The sequence below is a fragment of the Streptomyces sp. NPDC059917 genome (genome assembly GCF_042730635.1).
GTDB lineage: Bacteria > Actinomycetota > Actinomycetes > Streptomycetales > Streptomycetaceae > Streptomyces.
Genome location: NZ_JBHWLC010000034.1, coordinates 64,486 through 85,978 on the forward strand (window position 1 = coordinate 64,486; position 21,493 = coordinate 85,978).

General features: G+C 71.2%; 17 protein-coding genes and 1 pseudogene. 10 read left to right on the forward strand and 8 right to left on the reverse strand.

Annotation, left to right across the window (positions count from 1 at the left end; all coding sequences use genetic code 11):
• Window positions 1-104: 104 nt before the first annotated feature.
• Window positions 105-299 carry a hypothetical protein gene (locus tag ACFWAR_RS20865; protein WP_385779195.1) on the reverse strand — a complete coding sequence of 65 codons (195 nt, stop codon included), beginning with the start codon at window positions 297-299 and terminating at the stop codon, window positions 105-107.
• 584 nt (window positions 300-883) lie between these two features.
• Here ACFWAR_RS20865 and ACFWAR_RS20870 point away from each other — a divergent pair.
• From ACFWAR_RS20870 to ACFWAR_RS20905, 8 genes are all read left to right on the forward strand, one after another.
• A complete protein-coding gene (locus ACFWAR_RS20870; protein ID WP_385779197.1) occupies window positions 884-4,843 on the forward strand; it encodes a nitrate- and nitrite sensing domain-containing protein in 3,960 nt (1,319 codons plus the stop codon).
• 9 nt (window positions 4,844-4,852) lie between these two features.
• Window positions 4,853-5,266 carry a roadblock/LC7 domain-containing protein gene (locus ACFWAR_RS20875; protein WP_008739864.1) on the forward strand — a complete coding sequence of 138 codons (414 nt, stop codon included), beginning with the start codon at window positions 4,853-4,855 and terminating at the stop codon, window positions 5,264-5,266.
• A gap of 149 nt (window positions 5,267-5,415) precedes the next feature.
• Window positions 5,416-5,811 carry a DUF742 domain-containing protein gene (locus tag ACFWAR_RS20880; protein ID WP_385779199.1) on the forward strand — a complete coding sequence of 132 codons (396 nt, stop codon included), beginning with the start codon at window positions 5,416-5,418 and terminating at the stop codon, window positions 5,809-5,811.
• Window positions 5,792-6,376 (forward strand): ATP/GTP-binding protein, encoded by a 585-nt coding sequence (locus ACFWAR_RS20885; protein WP_354380050.1) that lies wholly within the window; start codon window positions 5,792-5,794, stop codon window positions 6,374-6,376. Before ACFWAR_RS20880 ends, ACFWAR_RS20885 begins: the two co-directional genes overlap by 20 nt.
• Window positions 6,377-6,668: 292 nt before the next feature.
• Window positions 6,669-9,896 (forward strand): nitrate- and nitrite sensing domain-containing protein, encoded by a 3,228-nt coding sequence (locus tag ACFWAR_RS20890; protein WP_385779202.1) that lies wholly within the window; start codon window positions 6,669-6,671, stop codon window positions 9,894-9,896.
• 10 nt (window positions 9,897-9,906) lie between these two features.
• The gene (locus tag ACFWAR_RS20895; protein ID WP_319722215.1) at window positions 9,907-10,320 is read left to right on the forward strand and encodes a roadblock/LC7 domain-containing protein; all 414 of its coding nucleotides are present in this window, start codon (window positions 9,907-9,909) and stop codon (window positions 10,318-10,320) included.
• 93 nt (window positions 10,321-10,413) lie between these two features.
• Window positions 10,414-10,998 carry a DUF742 domain-containing protein gene (locus ACFWAR_RS20900; protein WP_385779204.1) on the forward strand — a complete coding sequence of 195 codons (585 nt, stop codon included), beginning with the start codon at window positions 10,414-10,416 and terminating at the stop codon, window positions 10,996-10,998.
• Window positions 10,979-11,566, forward strand: coding sequence for an ATP/GTP-binding protein (locus ACFWAR_RS20905; protein ID WP_351048370.1), 588 nt, complete (start codon window positions 10,979-10,981; stop codon window positions 11,564-11,566). The genes ACFWAR_RS20900 and ACFWAR_RS20905 overlap by 20 nt, the downstream gene beginning before the upstream one ends.
• A gap of 96 nt (window positions 11,567-11,662) precedes the next feature.
• On the opposite strand, the gene ACFWAR_RS20910 is transcribed toward ACFWAR_RS20905, so the two are convergent.
• Both ACFWAR_RS20910 and ACFWAR_RS20915 read right to left on the reverse strand, forming a co-directional pair.
• A complete protein-coding gene (locus tag ACFWAR_RS20910) occupies window positions 11,663-11,866 on the reverse strand; it encodes an acyl-CoA carboxylase subunit epsilon (protein WP_354380047.1) in 204 nt (67 codons plus the stop codon).
• A gap of 23 nt (window positions 11,867-11,889) precedes the next feature.
• Entirely contained in the window at window positions 11,890-13,473 is a 1,584-nt protein-coding gene (locus ACFWAR_RS20915; RefSeq protein ID WP_385779206.1) for an acyl-CoA carboxylase subunit beta, read from the reverse strand.
• Window positions 13,474-13,751: 278 nt separating this feature from the next.
• Here ACFWAR_RS20915 and ACFWAR_RS20920 point away from each other — a divergent pair, with 278 nt between their 5' ends.
• Window positions 13,752-14,384 (forward strand): YceI family protein, encoded by a 633-nt coding sequence (locus ACFWAR_RS20920; protein ID WP_385779208.1) that lies wholly within the window; start codon window positions 13,752-13,754, stop codon window positions 14,382-14,384.
• A 66-nt stretch (window positions 14,385-14,450) separates the two neighbouring features.
• Here the strand turns inward: ACFWAR_RS20920 and ACFWAR_RS20925 are convergent, their stop codons facing one another.
• The 5 genes and pseudogenes from ACFWAR_RS20925 to ACFWAR_RS20945 all read right to left on the reverse strand — a co-directional run.
• Window positions 14,451-15,785 (reverse strand): hypothetical protein, encoded by a 1,335-nt coding sequence (locus ACFWAR_RS20925; RefSeq protein ID WP_385779210.1) that lies wholly within the window; start codon window positions 15,783-15,785, stop codon window positions 14,451-14,453.
• Between the two features lie 97 nt (window positions 15,786-15,882).
• Window positions 15,883-17,505, reverse strand: a complete 1,623-nt coding sequence (gene cimA, locus ACFWAR_RS20930) for a citramalate synthase (protein ID WP_385779212.1) — start codon at window positions 17,503-17,505, stop codon at window positions 15,883-15,885.
• 295 nt (window positions 17,506-17,800) lie between these two features.
• Window positions 17,801-18,445 (reverse strand): TetR/AcrR family transcriptional regulator, encoded by a 645-nt coding sequence (locus ACFWAR_RS20935; RefSeq protein WP_385779214.1) that lies wholly within the window; start codon window positions 18,443-18,445, stop codon window positions 17,801-17,803.
• Between the two features lie 27 nt (window positions 18,446-18,472).
• Window positions 18,473-19,477: an agmatine/peptidylarginine deiminase gene (locus ACFWAR_RS20940; RefSeq protein ID WP_385779228.1), complete on the reverse strand. Its 1,005-nt coding sequence runs from the start codon at window positions 19,475-19,477 to the stop codon at window positions 18,473-18,475.
• 130 nt (window positions 19,478-19,607) lie between these two features.
• Window positions 19,608-19,862: pseudogene (locus tag ACFWAR_RS20945) on the reverse strand (urease subunit gamma); the annotation flags it as partial.
• Window positions 19,863-20,018: 156 nt separating this feature from the next.
• Here ACFWAR_RS20945 and ACFWAR_RS20950 point away from each other — a divergent pair.
• Window positions 20,019-21,449, forward strand: a complete 1,431-nt coding sequence (locus tag ACFWAR_RS20950; protein WP_385779216.1) for a cytosine permease — start codon at window positions 20,019-20,021, stop codon at window positions 21,447-21,449.
• The last annotated feature ends 44 nt before the right edge of the window (window positions 21,450-21,493 follow it).

Genomic DNA, 21,493 nt, shown 5'->3' on the forward strand with positions numbered 1-21,493 from the left:
GTGGCCCGAGTGGGCCGGAGTCTGCGGACTCCAGGCTAACGCGGCGGACCGGGGCACTTCGCTCGATTCCCGCGCGGTGCGGGGGTTCGGTGCGCGGCGCGGGGTTACTGCGCGGCGGGGGCCACCGGGGCGTCCATGAGGACGGTGCGGCGCGGGTTCGCGGTCTGGGTGGGCAGGTCGACCGAGTGCTCCGGCGTCTCAACCGCCTGCAGCTCCTCGGCGTCCTTGAGGTGCGCGAGGGTGGTGCGGCGCGGGTTGGCTATGTTGCGGAACATCATCGTCGTCTTCTGCGTGCTCATCGGAGTGTCGGAACCCTTGGTCGGTGTGTGGGCCGGACGCACCTCGTGGGCGCCGGTTGTCGGGCGTGCCATCCCTGTAAAGGGCCAGGCTAAACATCTGAATCCCCCGAGGAACCGGGAAGTAATGGCCATGGCTGTGTGAGTTTGCTCACCTACGACCGGGCATTCCGGTCAATACGGTCAGTCAATTCAAGTGTCAGAAACGGACATTGCGCCACTGAATGCGCCATTCCGCTCCCGATCATGGCGACTGGGACACCTTGTGGATCATAGCGATTGCACAGGGAAAGTCCGGTTCACCCCGAAAGAGACCCCACATCCGGTAGTACCTCTGTCACAAGCCGTCACCGACTCTCCGATGGAACGCTCGCACCTTGTTGGAGATCCGGCACTGTGCTGGAATTCGCGGGACCGCCGCGGGAATCAGCCGGTGCGCAAGCGGCGCGACCAAGCGCCGAGCGCGGTGGCAAGGAGAGGGACACGCGCCGGTCACCGACGACCACCATGGGGCCGTCAGTGCCCCACGACTCGACACCGTCCCACCGGTCTCCCGGCGGGACGCCTGGTCCAGAGGTTGCGAGCTAGTGCAGGGACGTTTCAAGAGGGATGGCAGCGCTGCGGCGGAGCAGGAGCCGCGCAGCGGGACCGACCGTGGCTCCTCGCCCCAGCACGCCCAGAACCGCGGGCCGGCTGCCGGTGGCACGGGTGGCCCCGACACGCCCCCCGCCGTGAAGGCGAAGGGCCGGGGCAAGGGCTCGAAGGCGAAGACGAAGGCCAAGGCGAGCGGCAAGACCGCCCTGGAGGAGTCCGCCGAGCGGGACCAGGCGATACCGAAGGCCCCCAGTGGGCCCGGCTCCCGGCTCGCCCTGCAGAACTGGCGCATCAGCACGCGACTGGTGTCGCTGCTGACCCTGCCCGTCGTTGCCGCCACCACGCTCGGTGGCTTCCGCATCAACGACTCCATGAACGACATCGCGCAGCTGGACCACATGCAGCTGCTGACGACGATGACCCGGCAGGCCACCAACCTGGCCGCCGCGCTCCAGGAGGAGCGCGACAAGTCCGCGGGTCCGCTGTCGGTGGCCAAGGCCGCCGCGGCCGCCAACGCGGGCGGGGCCCCGGCCCCGGCCAACAGCCTCGTCGCCGGTGTGCGCGACCAGACGGACGCCGCGGCGACCGCCTTCGCCAGCGCCACCGACAAGATCGACAGCGCCGAGGACAAGGACGACACCCTCAAGTCGATCCGCAACAACGTCCTGCAGATCGGCCGTCAGCTCGCCGGCATCGAGGACATCCGCAAGAAGGCGTACCAGAACAGCGCCCAGCAGACGGTGTCCGAGTACAACGGCCTCATCGTCTCGCTGCTCTCGCTCTCCCAGGACATGGCCCAGGCCACCTCCAGCCCGGAGATGATCAAGCGCACGCGCGCCCTGGCCGCCTTCTCCTCCGCCAAGGAGTACGCCTCGATCCAGCGCGCGGTCATCGCCGCCGCGCTGCCCGAGACCGGTGACAAGCCCGGCAAGCTCAGCGAGAACGACCGTCTCTACGCCCTGGCCGCCCAGCGCGGCGAGAGCCAGGCCAAGAAGACCTTCGAACTCGTCTACCAGGGCAAGCCCGAGGAACTCCTCCAGTCGCTCGGCGACGGCAACAGCGAGATCGGCACCGCCGACCACTACGCCCGCCGCGTGCTGACCACCGAGGGCCAGTTCGGCAAGGAGAAGAACCGGTCCTGGATGGACTGGTACGACGCCGACGACACCAAGCTCGCGGCCATGAAGGTCATCGAGCTGACCCTGCTCGACGACATGGAGCAGAAGGCCCGCGAGCTCAAGACCGAGTCGCAGCAGGACGCCATCATCAACGGTGCGCTGATCCTCCTGGTGCTCGGCGTCTCCCTCGTCGGCGCCTTCGTCATGGCCCGCTCCATGATCCGCTCGCTGCGCCGCCTGCAGGACACCGCGACCCGGGTCGCCCAGGAACGCCTGCCCGAGCTGGTCAAGCAGCTCTCGGAGACCGACCCGCAGGACGTCGACACCTCGGTGGAGTCGGTCGGCGTGCACTCGCGCGACGAGATCGGCCAGGTGGCCGCGGCCTTCGACGACGTGCACCGCGAGGCCGTCCGCCTCGCCGCCGAGCAGGCCCTCCTCCGGGGCAACGTCAACGCGATGTTCACCAACCTCTCGCGCCGTTCGCAGGGCCTCATCCAGCGCCAGCTCTCGCTCATCTCCGAGCTGGAGTCGCGCGAGGCCGACCCGGACCAGCTGTCCTCGCTCTTCAAGCTCGACCACCTCGCGACCCGCATGCGCCGTAACGGCGAAAACCTCCTCGTCCTCGCGGGCGAGGAGCCCGGCCGCCGGTGGACCCGCCCCGTCCCGCTCGTCGACGTGCTCCGCGCCGCGGCGTCCGAGGTGGAGCAGTACGAGCGCATCGAACTCTCGTCGGTGCCCGGCACCGACGTCGCCGGCCGCGTCGTCAACGACCTCGTGCACCTGCTCGCCGAGCTGCTGGAGAACGCCACCTCGTTCTCCTCCCCGCAGACCAAGGTCAAGGTGACCGGTCACGCGCTGCCCGACGGGCGCGTGCTGGTCGAGATCCACGACACCGGCATCGGCCTCTCCCCCGAGGACCTCGCCGCGATCAACGAGCGGCTCGCCTCGCCGCCGACCGTGGACGTCTCGGTCTCGCGCCGCATGGGTCTGTTCGTGGTCGGCCGCCTGTCCCTGCGACACGGCATCCGGATCCAGCTGCGTCCCTCCGACTCCGGCGGTACGACGGCACTCGTCATGCTCCCGGTCGATGTGGCCCAGGGCGGCAAGAAGCCCGCTCCGATGCCGGGCCAGGGCGGCCCGGGCATCCCCGGTGCGGCCGGTCAGCAGGGTGCGGTCTCCGGTACGGGCGCCCGTCCCCCGGTGGGCGCGGCCCCGCAGCGCGGTCAGGTCGCGGGCGGCGGTCAGCGCGCCGCGCTGCCCGGTCGCGAGAACTCCGGCCAGCAGCGTCCCCAGGGACAGCAGGGCCAGCAGGGCGGCCGCGGTCAGGCACCGCAGGGCCCGAACGCCTTCGGCGCCGGTGCTCCGGCGGCCGGTCGCGGTCCGGCCGGCGGGCCCCAGGCCCGTCCGGGCGCGGCTCCGGCCGGTGCCACGCAGTCCGGCACCGCCGCCTTCCCGCAGAACGACCCCTTCGGACCGGTGACCCCGTCCGGCGCGCCGCAGGGCGGCAACGGCTTCGAGCGTCCGCAGCCCCAGGCGCCGGGTCAGGGCGGACCGGTGACCCCGCGGGTGCGGCCGCAGCTGCCGCCGCGCGGTGGCGCGCCGCGTCCGGAGCTCCCGGGCGCCGGCACCGCCGCCTCCGCCGGGCTCCCGCCGAGCACCAGCTGGGGCGCCGACCCGGGCCGCCGTGGTGGCCCGGATGTGCCGCGCGGGCACGACGAGGTCCAGGGCCCCGGCTCCACGGCCGAGTTCGCCCGCCCGGACTACAACGCCCCGATGCCCGGTTCCGCCAACGCCTCCACGACGGGCCAGTTCGCCCGTCCGGAGTTCCCCGCCGCCCAGGACCCCGCGTCCACCGGCCAGTTCGCGCGCCCCGACTTCCCGGGCGCCCAGGACCCCTCCGGTACGGGCCAGTTCCCCCGTCCGGCCTTCCCGGGCACCCAGGACCCGTCCACCACCGGCCAGTTCGCGCGGCCCGACTTCCCGCAGTCCGGGACGGGCCAGTTCGAGCGGGCCGACATACGCGGGCCCCAGGACCCCTCCACGACGGGCCAGTTCGCCCGTCCGGAGTTCCCCGCCGCCCAGGACCCCGCGTCCACCGGCCAGTTCGCCCGCCCCGACTTCGCGGCCCCGCGGACCGGCGGTCCCGGTGTCACCGGCTACGGCGACCAGGGCGCCCAGCAGGCGCCCCAGGCCCCGCAGCAGTACCAGGCCCCGCAGTCGCAGCAGCCGCTCGGGGGGCCCGTACCGGGATCCCGCGGCGAGGCCCCGCGCCTGCCGTCCCGCCAGCCGGAGGCACTGCCCCCGGCCCAGCCGCTGGGCGAGGCGCGGACGCCGCTCTTCGACAACCTGGAGTCGAACTGGTTCCGCCAGGAGGGCGAGCCCTCCGGTCCGGTGCCGGCCGTACCCCAGCAGCCGCAGCAGGGGATGGCGACCGGCCCCACCCCGGTCCCCGCTTCCCCGCAGCAGCCGCTGCCGCAGCGCGGCCAGGAGCGTGCGGGCGAGCAGTCCGCGGCGCCCGGCTCGCCCACGGTCAGCTGGCGCTCCTCCCCCAACGACGAGCTGATGCGGCAGGCCGAGCGCGTGCGCCAGCCCGCCGCGGGCGGGATCACCACCTCGGGCCTGCCCCGTCGGGTGCCCCGCGCCAACCTCGTGGCGGGTACCGCGCAGCAGCAGGCCGAGGCCCAGGCGGGTCCGCAGGTCTCGCGCGCCCCTGACGACGTCCGCGGCCGGCTCACCAATCTCCGGCGCGGTATCCAGCAGGGCCGTCAGGCCGGCACCACCGGTCCGGCGACCGGCAGTTACCACATCGACCCCACTTACCAGCAGGAGCGATAGTTGAGTTCGATGAGCCAGGCGGCACAGAACCTGAACTGGTTGATCACGAACTTCGTGGACAACACCCCCGGGGTGTCCCACACCGTGGTGGTCTCCGCCGACGGCCTCCTTCTGGCCATGTCCGAGGGCTTCCCCCGGGACCGCGCGGACCAGCTCGCCGCGGTGGCCTCCGGGCTGACCTCGCTGACCGCCGGCGCCTCCCGCATCTTCGAGGGCGGCGCCGTCAACCAGACCGTGGTGGAGATGGACCGGGGATTCCTCTTCCTCATGTCCGTGTCCGACGGATCCTCGCTGGCCGTGCTCGCGCACCCCGAGTGCGACATCGGCCTCGTGGGCTACGAGATGGCCCTGCTCGTGGACCGCGCGGGCAGCGTCCTCACCCCGGACCTGCGCGCGGAGCTGCAGGGCAGCCTCCTCATCTGACATCCACATCTCCCGGCCGGCGGGTACTGCCGGCCGGGGGACCGGGGCCCCCGCCCCGGAACCCAGTACCGCCGTTTGGCCGTCATCCCGTCCCCCCACCGGCCCCGTCGGACGGCACGTTGACCACTGCTGTCCAGCCCGGAGGATTCATGACCCCGCCCCCCGCCTATTCCGATTCATACGGCGACCCGTCGTACTCGGAAGGCGATCAGCCGCTGGTCCGCCCTTACGCGATGACCGGCGGCCGGACCCGGCCCCGCTACCAGCTCGCCATCGAGGCACTGGTCAGCACCACCGCCGATCCGATGCACCTCTCGGGCCTGCTTCCCGAGCACCAGCGCATCTGCACGCTGTGCCGCGAGGTCAAGTCGGTCGCGGAAGTGTCCGCGCTGCTGTCGATGCCGCTGGGCGTCGCCCGGATCCTCGTCGCCGACCTGGCGGAGGCCGGCATGGTGGCCATCCACCAGCCGGGCAATGGAGAGGCCGGCGGAACGCCGGATGTAACGCTGCTCGAAAGGGTGCTCAGTGGACTTCGCAAGCTCTAGCGGTGGCGGAGCGACCCGCTCCACCACCTCCGCGAAGATCGTGGTGGCGGGTGGCTTCGGCGTGGGCAAGACCACGTTCGTGGGCGCCGTCTCCGAGATCAACCCGCTGCGCACCGAGGCCGTGATGACCAGCGCGAGCGCGGGCATCGACGACCTGACCCACACCGGGGACAAGACGACCACCACGGTCGCCATGGACTTCGGCCGCATCACCCTGGACCAGGACCTGATCCTGTACCTGTTCGGCACCCCTGGACAGGACCGCTTCTGGTTCATGTGGGACGACCTCGTGCGCGGCGCCATCGGCGCGATCGTGCTGGTGGACACCCGCCGTCTCGCCGACTGCTTCCCCGCGGTCGACTACTTCGAGAACAGCGGCCTCCCCTTCGTCGTCGCGCTCAACGGCTTCGAGGGGCACCAGCCGTACACCCCCGAAGAGGTGCGCGAGGCCCTGCAGATCGGACCCGACGCACCGATCATCACCACCGACGCCCGCCACCGCGCGGACGCCAAGAGCGCGCTGATCACGCTGGTCGAGCACGCGCTGATGGCGCGCCTCAAGTAGCACGCGCGTCCCCTCCGCGGGTTCAGGGCGGGCTGTGTCTTGCGACACGGCCCGCCCTTTCTTTTCATAACGTTTCGACAGAGAATTGCCCCCCTGCGGACACGCGCTGCGTTCGGTTGGTTCCACTCCGCTCACAACTGCCCCCATTTTTCCCGCCCGTTGCTCTTTATGTCCGGTTTATGCGGGGCATAAGGCCCTAGGTATGGCCGGATTCAACTGTTTGGAACACGGCCGTTAACCGTGCTGGAATCAATGAACTAGCTAGTAGCACCGCCGAGAGGTTGTTGGTCGAGTGAGGCGAAGCAATTCGAGCCCCGCGGAGGAACCCGCGCGCGGCAACTTCACCCCGCCGCCGCGTGCGGGGGCGTCCTTCGACGTGCCCGTGGACGCGCCCGTCGGCGGTGGCAGCACCAGCAGGTTCGCGCCCCGCAACTGGCGCGTGCCCACCAAGCTGAACGCCATCCTGCTCGTCCCGGTCCTCGTCGGACTGGTCATGGGCGGCTTCCAGGTGAAGGGTTCGGTCGACACCTGGAACGAGGCCAAGGACGCCGAGAAGACGGCCCGCATCGTCCAGGCAGCGGCCGAATACGGCCAAGCGCTGCTCAACGAGCGCGACCTCACCGCCGAGCCCCTCCTCAAGGGGGAGCGCGGCAGCGAGGTGGTCACCAAGGCGTACGCGGCGACCGACGCGGCCAAGGCGAAGTTCGCCGACGCCGTCAAGGGCATGCCGAAGAAGCAGAGCCTCGAACGCCGCCTCCAGCTCTTCCAGGAGGAGGAGCCCAAGCTCGACGCCATCCGCAAGACCGCGTACTCCGCTCCGGAGACCGCGAAGAAGGACCTCCCCAAGTCGGCCGGGCCCATCCCGACCGAAGAGGGCTACGTCCTGGTGCAGCACAACCTCATGTCGTTCTCCAACGAACTGGGTCTGGGCACCGGAAACATCACGAGCTACGGCCGCATGGTCTACGCGATCGAGCTGGCCAAGGCCGCGAACTCGCTCCAGCGCTCGGTCGGCACCCACCTCCTGGTCCGCCCGAACGAGAGCGAGGAGATCCGCAAGGCCCAGCTGGTCGCCTTCTCCTCCTACGCCTACCTCGAGGACATCGCGATCGGCGAGTACGTCTCCGCCGGTACCGAGGAGGACACGGAGAAGCTCAAGGAGGTCATGGGCAAGCGGTCCACGGCGGGCGCCAACAAGCTCGCCGAGGCCCAGAACCAGGCCCAGCAGTCCGGCACGCCCTTCAAGGCCCCGCCGCTCGTCAACGGCTCCGCCCTGACGGGCATGACCGAGGCAATAGCCAGCGGCGACAAGAACACCAAGCTGGCCGCGGGCGGTACCACCCCGCTGGCCTGGCAGGCCGCCTCCACCGCCAAGTTCGACGGCTACGCCGAGGTCGAGAAGGACCTGCTCGACAAGGCCGTCAGCGACACCATCGTCATCTCCGACGACGCCCGCAACGCCGCCATCACCAACGGCGCCATCGTGGTCGTGGCCCTGCTGGCCGCCTTCATCCTGGCGGGCATGATGGCCCGCCAGATGGGCCGCTCGATGCGCCGCCTGCGCAGCGCGGCCTTCGACGTCGCCGAGCAGCGCCTGCCGATGCTCGTCGACCAGCTCTCGCGCACCGACCCCGGCAAGGTCGACACCCGCGTCGTGCCGATCCCGATCGACTCCCAGGACGAGATCGGCGAGGTCGCCCGCGCCTTCGACCAGGTCCACCGCGAGGCCGTCCGGCTCGCCGCCGAGCAGGCCCTGCTGCGGGGCAACGTCAACGCGATCTTCACGAACCTCTCCATGCGCAACCAGTCGCTGATCGAGGGCCAGCTGACCCTCATCACCGACCTGGAGAACAACGAGGCCGACCCGGACCAGCTGGAGAACCTCTTCCGGCTGGACCACCTGGCCACCCGTATGCGCCGCAACGGCGAGAACCTCCTCATCCTCGCGGGTGAGGAACCGGGCCGCCGCTGGGACCAGCCGGTCCCGCTGGTCGACGTCCTGCGCGCCGCCTCCTCCGAGGTGGAGCAGTACGAGCGCATCGAGCTGTCGGGCGTCTCCGAGGCCGAGATCCACGGCCAGGCCGTGACCGACCTCGTGCACCTGCTCGCCGAGCTGCTGGAGAACGCCACCACCTTCTCCTCCCCGCAGACCAAGGTCCGCGTCAACGCGACCCGCCTGCCCGACGGCCGCGTCATGGTCGAGATCCACGACAAGGGCATCGGCCTCACCGCCGAGGACTTCGCGGACATCAACCACAAGCTGGCCAACCCGCCGACCGTGGACGCCGCGATCTCGCAGCGCATGGGCCTCTTCGTGGTCGGGCGGCTGTCGGACCGGCACGGCATCCGGGTCCAGCTGCGCCCCTCGGGCGAGCAGGCCGGTACGACCTCGCTGGTCATGCTCCCGGACGCGATCACCCATGGTGGTGGTGGCGAGGGCATACCCGACGACGACTTCACCGTCTCGCAGATGATCCCGGAGCAGCACCAGCTCCAGCAGAGCGCACCGCTGCGCACGGCCGCCGAGCTCGGCTTCGACGACTCGCAGTACGACCGCCGCCCGGCCCCCGAGGGCGGCCCGGACGGCGCCCCGCGCGAGCTGGACGCGGTCGGCCGCTCGCTGGGCCGCGACGAGCGCCGGGCCGCGCTGGAGGCCCAGGTCGGCTTCCCGCAGCAGCAACCGCAGGCGCAGCCCGCGCAGCAGGAGTATGCGGAACCCCAGCCGGAACACGGCTACCAGCAGTACCAGGGGTACGAGCAGCAGCCCGAGCAGAGCTACGAGAGCGCCGCCTACGACGCCCAGGGCACCCCCGACGGCTACCCCCAGCAGGCCGGCTACGCGCCGTACCAGCAGGACGGTTACGCCTATCCGGAAGACGGGTACCAGGACAACCAGCAGGGTGAACAGCCCTACGCCGGTGGCTACGACGCCCAGCCCCACCAGGCGGAGTGGCCGGAACAGAACACCTATCCGGCCGCCTACCAGCAGGATTACGGGACCGAATCGGAATCACCGGCCGGTGCCGAACCCGCCCCGGAGCGCGTAGGCTTCGACCGTCCGGACACCGCTGCCGACACCGGTCACGCACTGACCGGAGCGGGCCTGCCGCGTCGCGGCAGCCAGCAGCAGTGGCAGCCGGCACAGAAGGAAACGGAGTCCACCGGATCCCTCTTCGAGGGGCGGCAGCAGCGACAGCAGCAGTCCGCCGAAACGGAGACGGCCCCGGAGGAAGCACAAGGCCCCGACTCCTGGCGCTCGCGCAATGACGAGCGTTGGCAGCAGGCCGGAAAGCTCCGTGAGCCGAAGGCGGGCGGGGTCACCCCGTCCGGTCTCCCTCGGCGGGTGCCCAAGGCCAACCTGGTCGAGGGCGCGGCGGAATCGACTCCGCAGGGCGGCCCACAGGTCTCCCGCGCCCCGGAGGACGTCCGCGGCAGGTTGAGCAACCTGCGCCGCGGTGTCCAACAGGGACGCACCGCGGGTTCGGAGCAGTCAAGTAACAGCTATGACCAGGAGCGTTAGTGTGAGCCCGATGAGCCAGGCGGCACAGAACCTGAACTGGTTGATCACGAACTTCGTGGACAACACCCCGGGGGTGTCCCACACGGTGGTGGTCTCCGCCGACGGCCTCCTTCTGGCCATGTCGGAAGGCTTCCCCCGGGACCGCGCCGACCAGCTGGCGGCCGTGGCCTCCGGACTGACCTCGCTGACCGCGGGTGCCTCCCGCATCTTCGAAGGCGGCGCCGTCAACCAGACAGTGGTGGAGATGGACCGCGGGTTCCTCTTCCTCATGTCGGTGTCCGACGGATCCTCCCTCGCGGTGCTCGCGCACCCCGAGTGCGACATCGGTCTGGTGGGCTACGAGATGGCCCTGCTCGTGGATCGCGCGGGCAGCGTCCTCACTCCGGACCTGCGTGCGGAGCTGCAGGGCAGTCTTCTCAACTAGCAGACAGGCAGTGCGTTTCGCGCCATCGCACCATAGGGTGCGGTGGCGCGGTTCCACAGGGAGTACTGCGTTCTTGGAGTCGGAGGAGGAAACGTGACAACACCCCACGGAGGACATCCTTATGGCGGCGCGCAGCAGCCGCAGGGTGGGCACGACCAGAACCGCTTCAACTTCCCTTCCGCTCCCAGCCGGCCCGCGCCGGAGCACCAGCCCTACCCGCAGCAGCCCTACGGACAGCCCTCGCAGGCTCCGCAGCGGCAGCAGCCGTACACGCCCCCGCAGCACCAGCAGCACCAGCAGCCGCAGCGGCCTTCGCAGCCGCCGGCCCCCAAGGCGCACAACCCGCTGGTGCGTCCGTACGCCATGACCGGCGGCCGGACCCGGCCCCGCTACCAGCTCGCCATCGAGGCACTGGTCAGCACCACGGCCGATCCCTCGCGCCTGCAAGGGCAGTTGCCCGAGCACCAGCGCATCTGCCGACTCTGCATCGAGATCAAGTCGGTCGCCGAGATCTCGGCCCTGCTCTCCATTCCCCTCGGCGTCGCCCGAATCCTCGTCGCCGACCTGGCGGAGGCGGGCCTTGTCGCCATCCATCAGCCCGGCGGGGACGAATCCGCCGGCGGTCAGCCAGACGTGACACTGCTCGAAAGGGTGCTCAGTGGACTTCGCAAGCTCTAGCGGCGGCGGCGGAGCGACTCGCTCCACCACCTCCGCGAAGATCGTGGTGGCGGGTGGCTTCGGCGTGGGCAAGACCACGTTCGTGGGCGCCGTCTCCGAGATCAACCCGCTGCGCACCGAAGCCGTGATGACGTCCGCTTCCGCGGGGATCGACGATCTCACCCACACCGGGGACAAGACGACCACCACGGTCGCCATGGACTTCGGCCGCATCACCCTGGACCAGGACCTGATCCTGTACCTGTTCGGCACCCCCGGACAGGACCGCTTCTGGTTCATGTGGGACGACCTCGTGCGCGGCGCCATCGGCGCCGTCGTCCTCGTGGACACCCGCCGCCTCGCCGACTGCTTCCCCGCCGTCGACTACTTCGAGAACAGCGGCCTCCCCTTCGTGATCGCCCTGAACGGTTTCGACGGGCACCAGCCGTACACCCCCGAAGAGGTGCGCGAGGCCCTGCAGATCGGACCCGACGCACCGATCATCACCACCGACGCCCGCCACCGCGGCGACGCCAAGAGTGCCCTGATCACTCTCGTCGAGCACGCGCTGATGGCCCGCCTGCGGTAGCCACCGCAGGACGGCGAAAGGCCCCCCGCACTCGCGAGAGTGCGGGGGGCCTTTCGTATGGTGCGCGGTGCGGGCCGCGGGGTGCGCGGCCGGTGCCTAGCCCTGCCAGCTGTGCGGGGCGCGGAAGCCCGGGGTGCGCTCCAGGCGGCGCCATCCGGCGGTGGAGCCGGTGGTGCGGACCGGACCGGCCTCGGAGGTGGCGGCGGCGCGGGCGAGCAGGATCGCGGTGATCGCGGCCAGCTCCTCGGGCTCGGCGTGGCCCTTTTCGACGCGCAGCAGGGTGTCGGTGCTGATGCTCATGGGTGGCAGGTCTCCTTCACTTCTTACTGCGGCGGGTTGCCGTGCTTGCGCGACGGCAGGTCGGCGTGCTTGTTGCGGAGCATCGAGAGCGCGGCCACGAGGGTCTCGCGGGTCTCGGCGGGGTCGATGACGTCGTCGACGAGACCGCGTTCGGCCGCGTAGTACGGGTGCATCAGCTCGGACTTGTACTCCTTGACCATCCGCGCGCGCATCGCCTCGGGGTCCTCGGCGTCCGCGATCTGCTTGCGGAAGATCACGTTGGCGGCGCCCTCGGCGCCCATCACGGCGATCTCGTTGGTCGGCCAGGCGTAGGTGATGTCCGCACCGATGGACTGGGAGTCCATCACGATGTAGGCACCGCCGTACGCCTTGCGCAGGATGAGCGAGATCCGCGGCACCGTCGCGTTGCAGTAGGCGTAGAGCAGCTTCGCGCCGTGCCGGATGATCCCGCCGTGCTCCTGGTCCACGCCCGGCAGGAAGCCGGGCACGTCCAGCAGCGTGATGATCGGGATGTTGAAGGCGTCGCACAGCTGCACGAACCGTGCGGCCTTCTCCGACGCGTGGATGTCCAGCACGCCGGCGAGGTGGCCGGGCTGGTTGGCGACGATGCCGACGACCTGGCCGTCCATCCGTGCCAGCGCGCAGATGATGTTGCGGGCCCAGCGCTCGTGGATCTCCAGGACGTCGCCCTCGTCGACGAGCTCCTCGATGACCTTGAGCATGTCGTACGGACGGTTGCCGTCCGCCGGCACCAGGTCCAGCAGCACGTCGGAGCGGCGGTCGGCCGGGTCCGTGCTCTCGTGGACCGGCGGGTTCTCCCGGTTGTTCGAGGGCAGCATCGAGATCAGGTAGCGGACCTCGGCGATGCAGGTCTCCTCGTCGTCGTACGCGAAGTGCGCGACGCCCGAGGTCTCCGCGTGCACGTCGGCGCCGCCCAGACCGTTCTGCGAGATCTCCTCGCCGGTCACCGCGCGGACCACGTCCGGGCCGGTGATGAACATCTGCGAGGTGTCGCGGACCATGAAGACGAAGTCGGTCAGCGCCGGCGAGTACGCCGCGCCGCCCGCGCAGGGGCCCAGCATGACCGAGATCTGCGGGATCACGCCCGAGGCCCGGGTGTTGCGCTGGAAGATGCCGCCGTAACCGGCGAGCGCCGAGACGCCCTCCTGGATACGGGCGCCCGCACCGTCGTTCAGCGACACCAGCGGAGCACCCGCGGCGATCGCCATGTCCATGATCTTGTGGATCTTCGTGGCGTGGGCCTCGCCCAGCGCGCCGCCGAAGATGCGGAAGTCGTGGGCGTAGACGAAGACCGTCCGGCCCTCGACCGTGCCCCAGCCCGTGATCACACCGTCGGTGTAGGGCTTCTTCGCCTCCAGGCCGAAGCCCGTCGCACGGTGGCGACGCAGCTGCTCGACCTCCTTGAAGGACCCTTCGTCGAGCAGGAGCGCGATCCGCTCCCGCGCCGTCAGCTTGCCCTTGGCATGCTGCGCCTCGGTCGCACGGTCACTGGGTCCGCGCCGCGCCTGCTCCCGCAGGTCGTGCAGCTCGGCCACCCGGCCACGTGCGTCCGTGGGCTCGCTCGAAGTCTGGTCCACAACGGTCATGTACCGACCTTACGAAGCGGACCGCCGAAAACCCTCCGTTGGTTCCGCACAGTCTCCGGCCCGATCCGCTGTCCGGCCCGGACAGATGGCTCGCGTCATGCGAGGACTCCACCAGTTGGGACCTTCGTCCTTTGTGGGGACACCACAAAGCGGCGCGACGCGATGCGGAGATGTTGAAATTTGAACGGAATGGGTCTAACGTCAATGTCGTTGAAGCTTAAACAACAGGGCCTCAACGAGAAGCGTTCCCACCGGGCGCCAGAACCGAGGAGTGAGTCATGGGAATCTTCACCCGCCGCAGCCAGAACACCACCCCCGCCACCGCCGCGAACGCGTCCGGCGCGGTCGCCACGCTGGACGTGGACCCGGCACTGGCCGCGCTCACCGGTGACTACGTCATCGACGCCGCCCACAGCCGCATCGGCTTCACCGTCCGCCACGCCATGGTGACCAACGTCCGCGGCACCTTCGCCGACCACGAGGGCACCCTGCACCTGGACGGCGCCGACCCCGCGCGCTCCACGGCCTCCATCGACGTGCGGATCGCCTCGGTCGACACCGGGATCGCCGACCGCGACGGCCACCTGCGCTCCGGAGACTTCTTCGACGCCGAGGCCTTCCCCCTGATGACCTTCCGCTCCACCGCGGCGGCCCCGCTGTCCGGCGACACCTACCGCATCACCGGTGAGCTGACGATCAAGGACGTCACCCGGCCGCTCTCCATCGACCTGGAGTTCGGCGGATCCGCCAAGGACGTCTACGGCAACGAGCGCGTGGGCTTCGAGGGCTCCGCCGAGATCCTGCGCTCCGACTGGGGCCTGACCTGGAACGCCGCCCTGGAGGCCGGTGGCGTGATGGTGAGCGACAAGGTCAAGCTGACCTTCGACATCTCCGCGATCAAGCAGGGCTGATGCGGCGGGGGGACGCGCGTGGGGGGACGGGCCGGTCGGCCCGTCCCCCCACGGAGTGAGAACGCCCTAGAAGTCCCCGCCGCCGAAGCCGCCGCCGCCGTCGAAGCCGCCGCCCCCGCCGAAGTCGCCCCCGCCGAAGTCGGAGGGGTTGAAGTCGGCGCCGGAGACGTCCCCGCCGTCGAAGCCGCCGCCGCCCATGTCGGAGGCGTAGGCGGGACCCGACATCATCATCGAGCCGAGCATCGTGCCCATGAGCAGGCCGGGCAGCATGCCGCCGCCGAAGTATCCGCCGGCCCAGGGACCGTACGCCGGGCCCGCGTCGTAGTAGGGACGCGGACCGTGCTCCGTGTCGACCGTGCGGACCGCCGGGTCCTGGCCGTCGCGCAGCCGGACGGCGTCCGCCGCGCAGACCGGGACGGTCCGGGGCGCCCCGCCCACCGGGGCCCAGTCGGCGTCCTCGGTGCTGGGCCCGTGGCGCGGGTCGAAGAAGCAGGGCGCCCGACGCTCGGGCACGGGCTTGCCCTGACGGCGCGCGTCCAGCGAGGCCAGCGCGTAGCGGCCGTCCTCCAGCGCCTGGGTCACGCCCCGCACCTCTTCGGGGTGCCGCACCGAGGCCATGATCTGCTTGGCCTTCTCGTACGAGTCGAGGCCCTGCTCGTAGTCCTTGCGCATGGCGTCGTCGGCCCCGGGCTCACCGGGGTGGAAGTCCAGCCGGTCCAGCTCCTCGCCGAAGGCCGTGATGTCCTCGTCGACGACCACGGAGAGCTTGCGGACGGCCTCGCGCTCCGCCTCTTCCTTCTTCTTGCGGCCCCGGCGCACCAGCGCGTACGCGCCACCGCCGCCCACGAGCGCCACCGCGCCCAGGCCGATCAGCGCGCCGGAGCCGCCGCCGTCGTCCGAGCCGCCGCCCCAGGAGGCCGGGGCGCGGCCCTTGGTCTGGGACAGGGCCTGGTCGACGAAGTTGTCGAGCTGGGTGGCCGCGTCGACGGGACCGCCCGCCTTGACGGCGTCGGTGAGGTTGCGGACCGAGTTGGCCGACATCACCGTGCGGTCGGCCGCGGCGTTGAAGCCGTCGCCGAGCCGGATCGCGTAGAGCCCGGTGACGCCGGTCTCGGTACGGACCGTGCGCAGCACGCTGGCGGCCGGGAACTCGGCGGTGGCGGGCAGCACCGCGACGAACACGGGCTTGCCCGCATCCTTGATCTTCTTCGCCAGGGCGTCCGCCCGGTCCTTGGGGAGCTGCGCCTCGGCGCGGGGGTCGACGTAGACCGGGCCCTTCTTGAGGGCCTCCGCCACGGCTGCGGGTCCGGTGGCCGCGGCGGCCTGCGGCGCGACCACGAGGGCGGTCGCGGACAGGGCCAGCAGCAGACCGGAAAGTGCGGATATCAGCCTGGTCCTCATGGTCACGACGGTACCGGAACCGGTCGTTTCCTGTGTGAGTAGGACATAAGCCCCCCGGGGGCCCGTCCGCGGACCCCCGGTCGCCCCTGCGCCGGACCTACTCCGCGGGCTCCACGCCCGCGTGCAACAGGCCGTAGGTGAAGGCGTCCTCCAGTGCCTGCCAGGACGCCGCGATCACGTTCGTGCCCACGCCCACCGTGGACCACTCGCGGTGGCCGTCGGTGGTGGAGATCAGCACCCGGGTCGTGGAGTCCGTGCCGTGCTTGCCCTCCAGGATGCGGACCTTGTAGTCGATCAGCTCGAACTTGGCGAGCTGGGGGTAGAAGCGCTCCAGCGCCACCCGCAGGGCCCGGTCGAGTGCGTTGACCGGGCCGTTGCCCTCGGCGGTGGCGACGATCCGCTCGCCCTTGGCCCACAGCTTCACCGTGGCCTCGTTGGCGTGCGTGCCGTCGGGGCGGTCCTCGACGATCGCGCGCCAGGACTCCGTACGGAAGTACTTGCGCGCCCGGCCCTCGACCTCGGCCCGCAGCAGCAGCTCGAAGGAGGCGTCGGCGGCCTCGAAGGTGTAGCCGGCCAGCTCGCGCTCCTTGACCCGCTCCACCACCCGGGAGACCAGCGCGCGGTCCCCGCCGAGGTCGACGCCCAGCTCCTTGCCCTTGAGCTCGATCGAGGCGCGCCCGGCCATGTCGGAGACCAGCATCCGCATGGTGTTGCCGACCCGCTCGGGGTCGATGTGCTGGTAGAGGTCCGGGTCCACCTTGATCGCCGAGGCGTGCAGGCCCGCCTTGTGCGCGAAGGCCGAGACGCCGACGTAGGGCTGGTGGGTGGAGGGCGTGAGGTTGACGACCTCGGCGATGGCGTGCGAGATCCGGGTCATCTCGGCCAGCGCGCCCTCGGGGAGCACGGTGCGGCCGTACTTGATCTCCAGCGCGGCCACCACCGGGAAGAGGTTGGCGTTGCCGACCCGCTCGCCGTAGCCGTTGGCCGTGCACTGCACGTGGGTGGCGCCCGCGTCGACGGCGGCCAGCGTGTTGGCGACCGCGCAGCCCGTGTCGTCCTGGGCGTGGATGCCCAGGCGCGCGCCGGTGTCGGCGAGGACGGTGGCGACGACGGCGCTCACCTGGGCGGGCAGCATGCCGCCGTTGGTGTCGCAGAGGATGACCACGTCGGCGCCGGCCTCGTGCGCGGCGCTCACGACCGCCTTGGCGTAGGCGGCGTTCGCGCGGTAGCCGTCGAAGAAGTGCTCGCAGTCGACGAACACCCGCCGGCCCTGCTCGCGCAGGTAGGAGACGGTGTCGCGGACCATGGCGAGGTTCTCGTCCAAGGTGGTGCGCAGGGCGAGCTCGACGTGCCGGTCGTGCGACTTGGCCACCAGCGTGATGACCGGGGCGCCGGACTCCAGCAGCGCGCGGACCTGCGGGTCCTCGGCGGCCGAGCCGCCCGCGCGCCGGGTCGCGCCGAAGGCGACCAGCTGGGCGTGCTTGAAGTCGATCTCGCCGCGGGCGCGGGCGAAGAACTCGGTGTCGCGCGGGTTGGCGCCGGGCCAGCCGCCTTCGATGAAGCCCACGCCGAAGTCGTCCAGGTGCCGGGCGATCGTCAGCTTGTCCGCGACGGTGAGGTTGATGCCCTCGCGCTGCGCGCCGTCGCGCAGGGTGGTGTCGAAGACGTGGAAGCCGTCGTCGAGGACCGCGCTCGCCGCTGTCGCCTCTGTCGTCGTCATGCTGATCTGACTCCTGTCGGATGAGTGGCTCCGGACGCCCGCCCGAGGGAAGGCCGCCGTCGCTTGCCCCCATCATCGCGCGCGGTCCGCTCCCGGCAGGAATGGGGCCGGGAAACGAAAAAACCCCTCGCGGGTGCGAGAGGTCTGCGCGCGGGTCTGGGGCACGATGCCGCTGCCGCGAAGTTCTTCCACGGTGTCAGCGGTCACTGCGGACCGGCGCGCTGCTGCCGATAATCATGGGCTGAGCAAGCACGTCCGCAGTCTGCCACACGGTCCGCCCCGCGAGCGGGCCGTCTCACGATCCGGTCGAACGGGCGTCCGTGGACCGGTGGGGGGCGGCGAGGAGCGCCTCGTCGAGGAACTCCCCGACGTGCGCCAGGATGTCCTCGCGCCCGATCCCGGGCAGGCCCACGGCCAGCTGGATGCTGAATCCGTCCAGCAGCGCCCGCAGCCGGGCTCCGAAGCGGTCGGCGTCCACCGGTCGGAACTCCCCGCGCGAGATGCCCTCGGCGAGCAGCGCCACCAGGTCGCGGTGCCAGGCGCCCTCGACGGCGGCCTGGCGGTCGCGTTCCTCGGGTCCGGCGTTCTGCGAGCGGTTCCAGACCTCCATCCACAGGGTCCAGTGCGGGTCGCGGGCGCCGTCGGGCACGTACAGGTCGACGTACGCCTGGAGCCGCTCGCGGGCCGGGCCGCGGCGCGAGAGCAGGCCGCGCCGCGCGTCGCCGAGGGCGGCCTCGCTCCACTCCAGGGTCTGCAGGAGGAGTTCGTCCTTGCTGCGGAAGTAGTAGAGGAGGTGGCCGCTGCTCATGCCGACCTGGCGGCCCAGACCGGCCATGGTCAGGCCCTCCAGACCGCACTCGGCGATCATGGCCATGGCGGCGACGAGTACGTCCTCGCGCGGCGGCGCGTTCTTCCGCGCGCGTACTACCGGGGCCGCCATGGGCCACTCCTTACCGTCCGCCGCGGGTCACACCTTCGGCTGCTGCTGGGTGATGCAGTGGATACCGCCACCCCCGGCGAAAATCGTACGCGCGTCAACCAGCCGCACGGTCCGCTCGGGGAACAGTCCGCGGAAGATCTCGGCGGCCTCCTCGTCGCGCGGGTCGTCGAAGGAGCACAGCACCACGCCGTCGTTGCACAGGTAGTGGTTGATGTAGGAGTAGTCCACCCACTCGCCGTCCTCCTCCAGCACGGTCGGCGCGGGGACCTCGACGACCTCCAGCCGGCGCCCGCGGGCGTCGGTCTGGCCGCGCAGCAGGGCCGCGATCAGCTTGCAGCGCTCGTGGTCGGGGTGCGCGGGGTCGGGCTGGGTGTGCACCAGCACCACGCCGGGGCGGGCGAAGGCGGCGACGATGTCCACGTGGCCCTGGGTGCCGTAGGTGCCGTAGTCGCCGGCGAGGCCGTAGGGCAGCCAGATCGCCTTGGTGGTGCCCAGGTGCGCGTGGATCTCGCGCTCGACCTGCTCCCGGGTCCAGTCGGGGTTGCGGCCCTGGCCGAGCTGCACGGTGTCGGTGAGCAGGACCGTACCCTCGCCGTCGACGTGGATCGCGCCGCCCTCGTTGACGAGCGGGGTGCTGTACGTCCGGGTGCCGGCGAGGTCGGAGACGTACCGGGCGATCTTCGAGTCGTGCTCCCAGCGGGCCCACTCCTGGGCGCCCCAGCCGTTGAAGGTCCAGTCCACGGCCGCCAGCTCGCCCGCGTCGTTGGTGACGAAGGTCGGGCCGATGTCCCGCATCCAGGCGTCGTCCAGCTCGCGCTCCACCAGCTCGACGTCGTCGCCGACGATCGCGCGGGCGCCGTCGGCGTCGCCGGGCGCGACGACCAGGGTCACCGGTTCGAAGGCGCGCACGGCGCGGGCCACGGCGCCCCAGGCCCGGCGGGCCCCGGCCAGCTCGTGCTCGTCGGTGAAGGTCGGGTTGGGGCTGGGCCAGGCCATCCAGGTGCGCTCGTGGGGGGCCCACTCGGGGGGCATGCGGAAACCGGCGGAGGCGGGCGTGGCGGACGGGTCGGAGGTGGCGGGCGTGGCGGGCGTGGCGTTCATGGCGGAAGGTCCTTCCGGGCTGCGGGACGGGGCGAAAGGGGTGGTGCGGGGCGGATCAGAGGACGGCCTCCACGTGCACCTCGGTGACCACGTCGCTGACGCCGGGCGGGACGTCGTCGGGGCCGAGGACGGAGCGGGCCTCCTCGATGGCCCGTGCCAATCGATTGCCGTCGCGCGCGGCCTCGCAGACCGTGTCCGCGATGAGCGCCGTGGCCTCGGGAACGTCGGGCTCGAGCCCGCGGGCCCGGCGGGCCCTGGCCAGTTCCGCGGCGCCGCGGAGCAGCAGCCGGTCACGTTCCGTCGGGGTCAGCCGCACGACGATCCACCACCTTGTGCGTCGATGGGTTAGAGCATCACTCTAACTCTTCATTTCTCGGCAATGAAGCATTGACCTGAGACCTGGCCTTAGGTCACATTGAATGGCGCTCAAACAATGCGTTGCCGCCCCCCGCCCTGCCAAGGGAGTCCCCCCATGCCCATCGAACAGCGCGGAGTCGACACCATTCCGGAGGAGGAGCGAACGAGCGGTCCACGTGACCTGATCTCGATCCTCCTCGGCTCCAATCTGTGCCTCGGTGTGATCGTCTTCGGCTGGCTGCCCCCGTCCTTCGGACTGGGCCTGTGGCCGTCGGTCACCGCCATCGTGACCGGCACCGTCGTCGGAATCGCCGTCACCGCGCCGCTGGCGCTGGTCTCGCTGCGGACCGCGACCAACCTCTCCACCTCCAGCGGCGCGCAGTTCGGCGTCCGCGGGCGGCTCGTCGGCTCGGTCGTGGGCCTGCTGCTCTCGCTCGGCTACACCGCCCTGACGCTGTGGATCGGCGGCGACGTGATGGTGGGCGCCCTGTCCCGGCTCACCGGACTGCCGAACACCGGCGTCTCGCGGGCCGCGATGTACGGCGTGCTCGCCGCCTGCACCGTCGTGGGGGCCGTCTTCGGCTACCGGCTCCTGCTGCGCATGAGCAAGGTCCTCTCCGTCGCCATGGTGGTCCTGCTGGCGATCGGCGTCTTCGCCTACGCCCCCGACTTCACCACCGCCCCGGTGGAGGCCTCCTACCTCCTGGGCGGCTTCTGGCCGACCTGGCTGCTCGCCGCCGTGGCCGCCGGGCTCAGCGGCCCGGTCGCCTTCATCACCCTGCTCGGCGACTACACGCGCTACGTGTCCCCCCGCGCGCACAGCCCCCGCAAGGTGTTCTGGGCCACCGGCTTCGGCCTGCTGATCGGGCTGCTGATCCCCCAGCTGTTCGGCACCTACACCGCGCTCGCCGCGGGGGCGGGCGCGGACGACTACGCCGGGCCGCTCGTGGCCGCCTCCCCCTTCTGGTACCTGGTCCCGCTGCTCGTCGCCGCCGCGGCCGGCTCGGTCGGCAACGCCGGGCTGATGCTGTACTCCATGGGCCTGGACCTCGACGCGATCGTGCCCCGGGCCACCCGCACCCGGGCCACCGTGATCGCCGCCGCCGTCGCCACCGCCTTCGTCTTCGTCGGCTCCTTCGAGTGGAACGTGCAGTCCGCGATGACGTCCTTCGTCCTGGTGCTGACCGCGCTCGGCACCCCGTGGGCCGTGATCACCCTGATCGGCTTCTTCCGGTGCCGGGGCCGGTACGACGCCGACGCGCTCCAGGTCTTCAACCGCCGCGCGGTGGGCGGGATCTACTGGTACCGCGGCGGCTGGAACCCCGCCGCCACCGCGTCCTGGGCGATCGGCGCGGGCGTCGGGCTGCTCGCCGTGAGCACCCCCTTCTACGAGGGTCCGCTGCTCGCCCTGACCGGCGGGGTGGACTGTTCCTTCATCTTCTCCGGCCTGGCCGGCGGCCTGGTCTACGCGGCGCTGACCGCCCGCGCCGAACCGGCCCGGGACCCGGCCGCCGCGGCCGCCGCCGAGGAGCTGGCCGGGGTCTGAGCCCCCGCCGGTACGACGACGGCCCGCGCCCCCGACGAAAGGGC

Bases quoted from the DNA above. Each gene is read 5' to 3' on its own strand.
- ACFWAR_RS20865 (WP_385779195.1), bottom strand. From the start codon at position 299: ATGAGCACGCAGAAGACGACGATGATGTTCCGCAACATAGCCAACCCG.
- ACFWAR_RS20880 (WP_385779199.1), top strand. From the start codon at position 5,416: ATGACCCCGCCCCCCGCCTATTCCGATTCATACGGCGACCCGTCGTAC.
- ACFWAR_RS20920 (WP_385779208.1), top strand. From the start codon at position 13,752: ATGGGAATCTTCACCCGCCGCAGCCAGAACACCACCCCCGCCACCGCC.
- ACFWAR_RS20915 (WP_385779206.1), bottom strand. From the start codon at position 13,473: ATGACCGTTGTGGACCAGACTTCGAGCGAGCCCACGGACGCACGTGGC.
- ACFWAR_RS20940 (WP_385779228.1), bottom strand. From the start codon at position 19,477: ATGCCCCCCGAGTGGGCCCCCCACGAGCGCACCTGGATGGCCTGGCCC.
- ACFWAR_RS20910 (WP_354380047.1), bottom strand. From the start codon at position 11,866: ATGAGCATCAGCACCGACACCCTGCTGCGCGTCGAAAAGGGCCACGCC.
- ACFWAR_RS20875 (WP_008739864.1), top strand. From the start codon at position 4,853: ATGAGCCAGGCGGCACAGAACCTGAACTGGTTGATCACGAACTTCGTG.
- cimA (WP_385779212.1), bottom strand. From the start codon at position 17,505: ATGACGACGACAGAGGCGACAGCGGCGAGCGCGGTCCTCGACGACGGC.
- ACFWAR_RS20935 (WP_385779214.1), bottom strand. From the start codon at position 18,445: ATGGCGGCCCCGGTAGTACGCGCGCGGAAGAACGCGCCGCCGCGCGAG.
- ACFWAR_RS20950 (WP_385779216.1), top strand. From the start codon at position 20,019: ATGCCCATCGAACAGCGCGGAGTCGACACCATTCCGGAGGAGGAGCGA.
- ACFWAR_RS20925 (WP_385779210.1), bottom strand. From the start codon at position 15,785: ATGAGGACCAGGCTGATATCCGCACTTTCCGGTCTGCTGCTGGCCCTG.
- ACFWAR_RS20895 (WP_319722215.1), top strand. From the start codon at position 9,907: ATGAGCCAGGCGGCACAGAACCTGAACTGGTTGATCACGAACTTCGTG.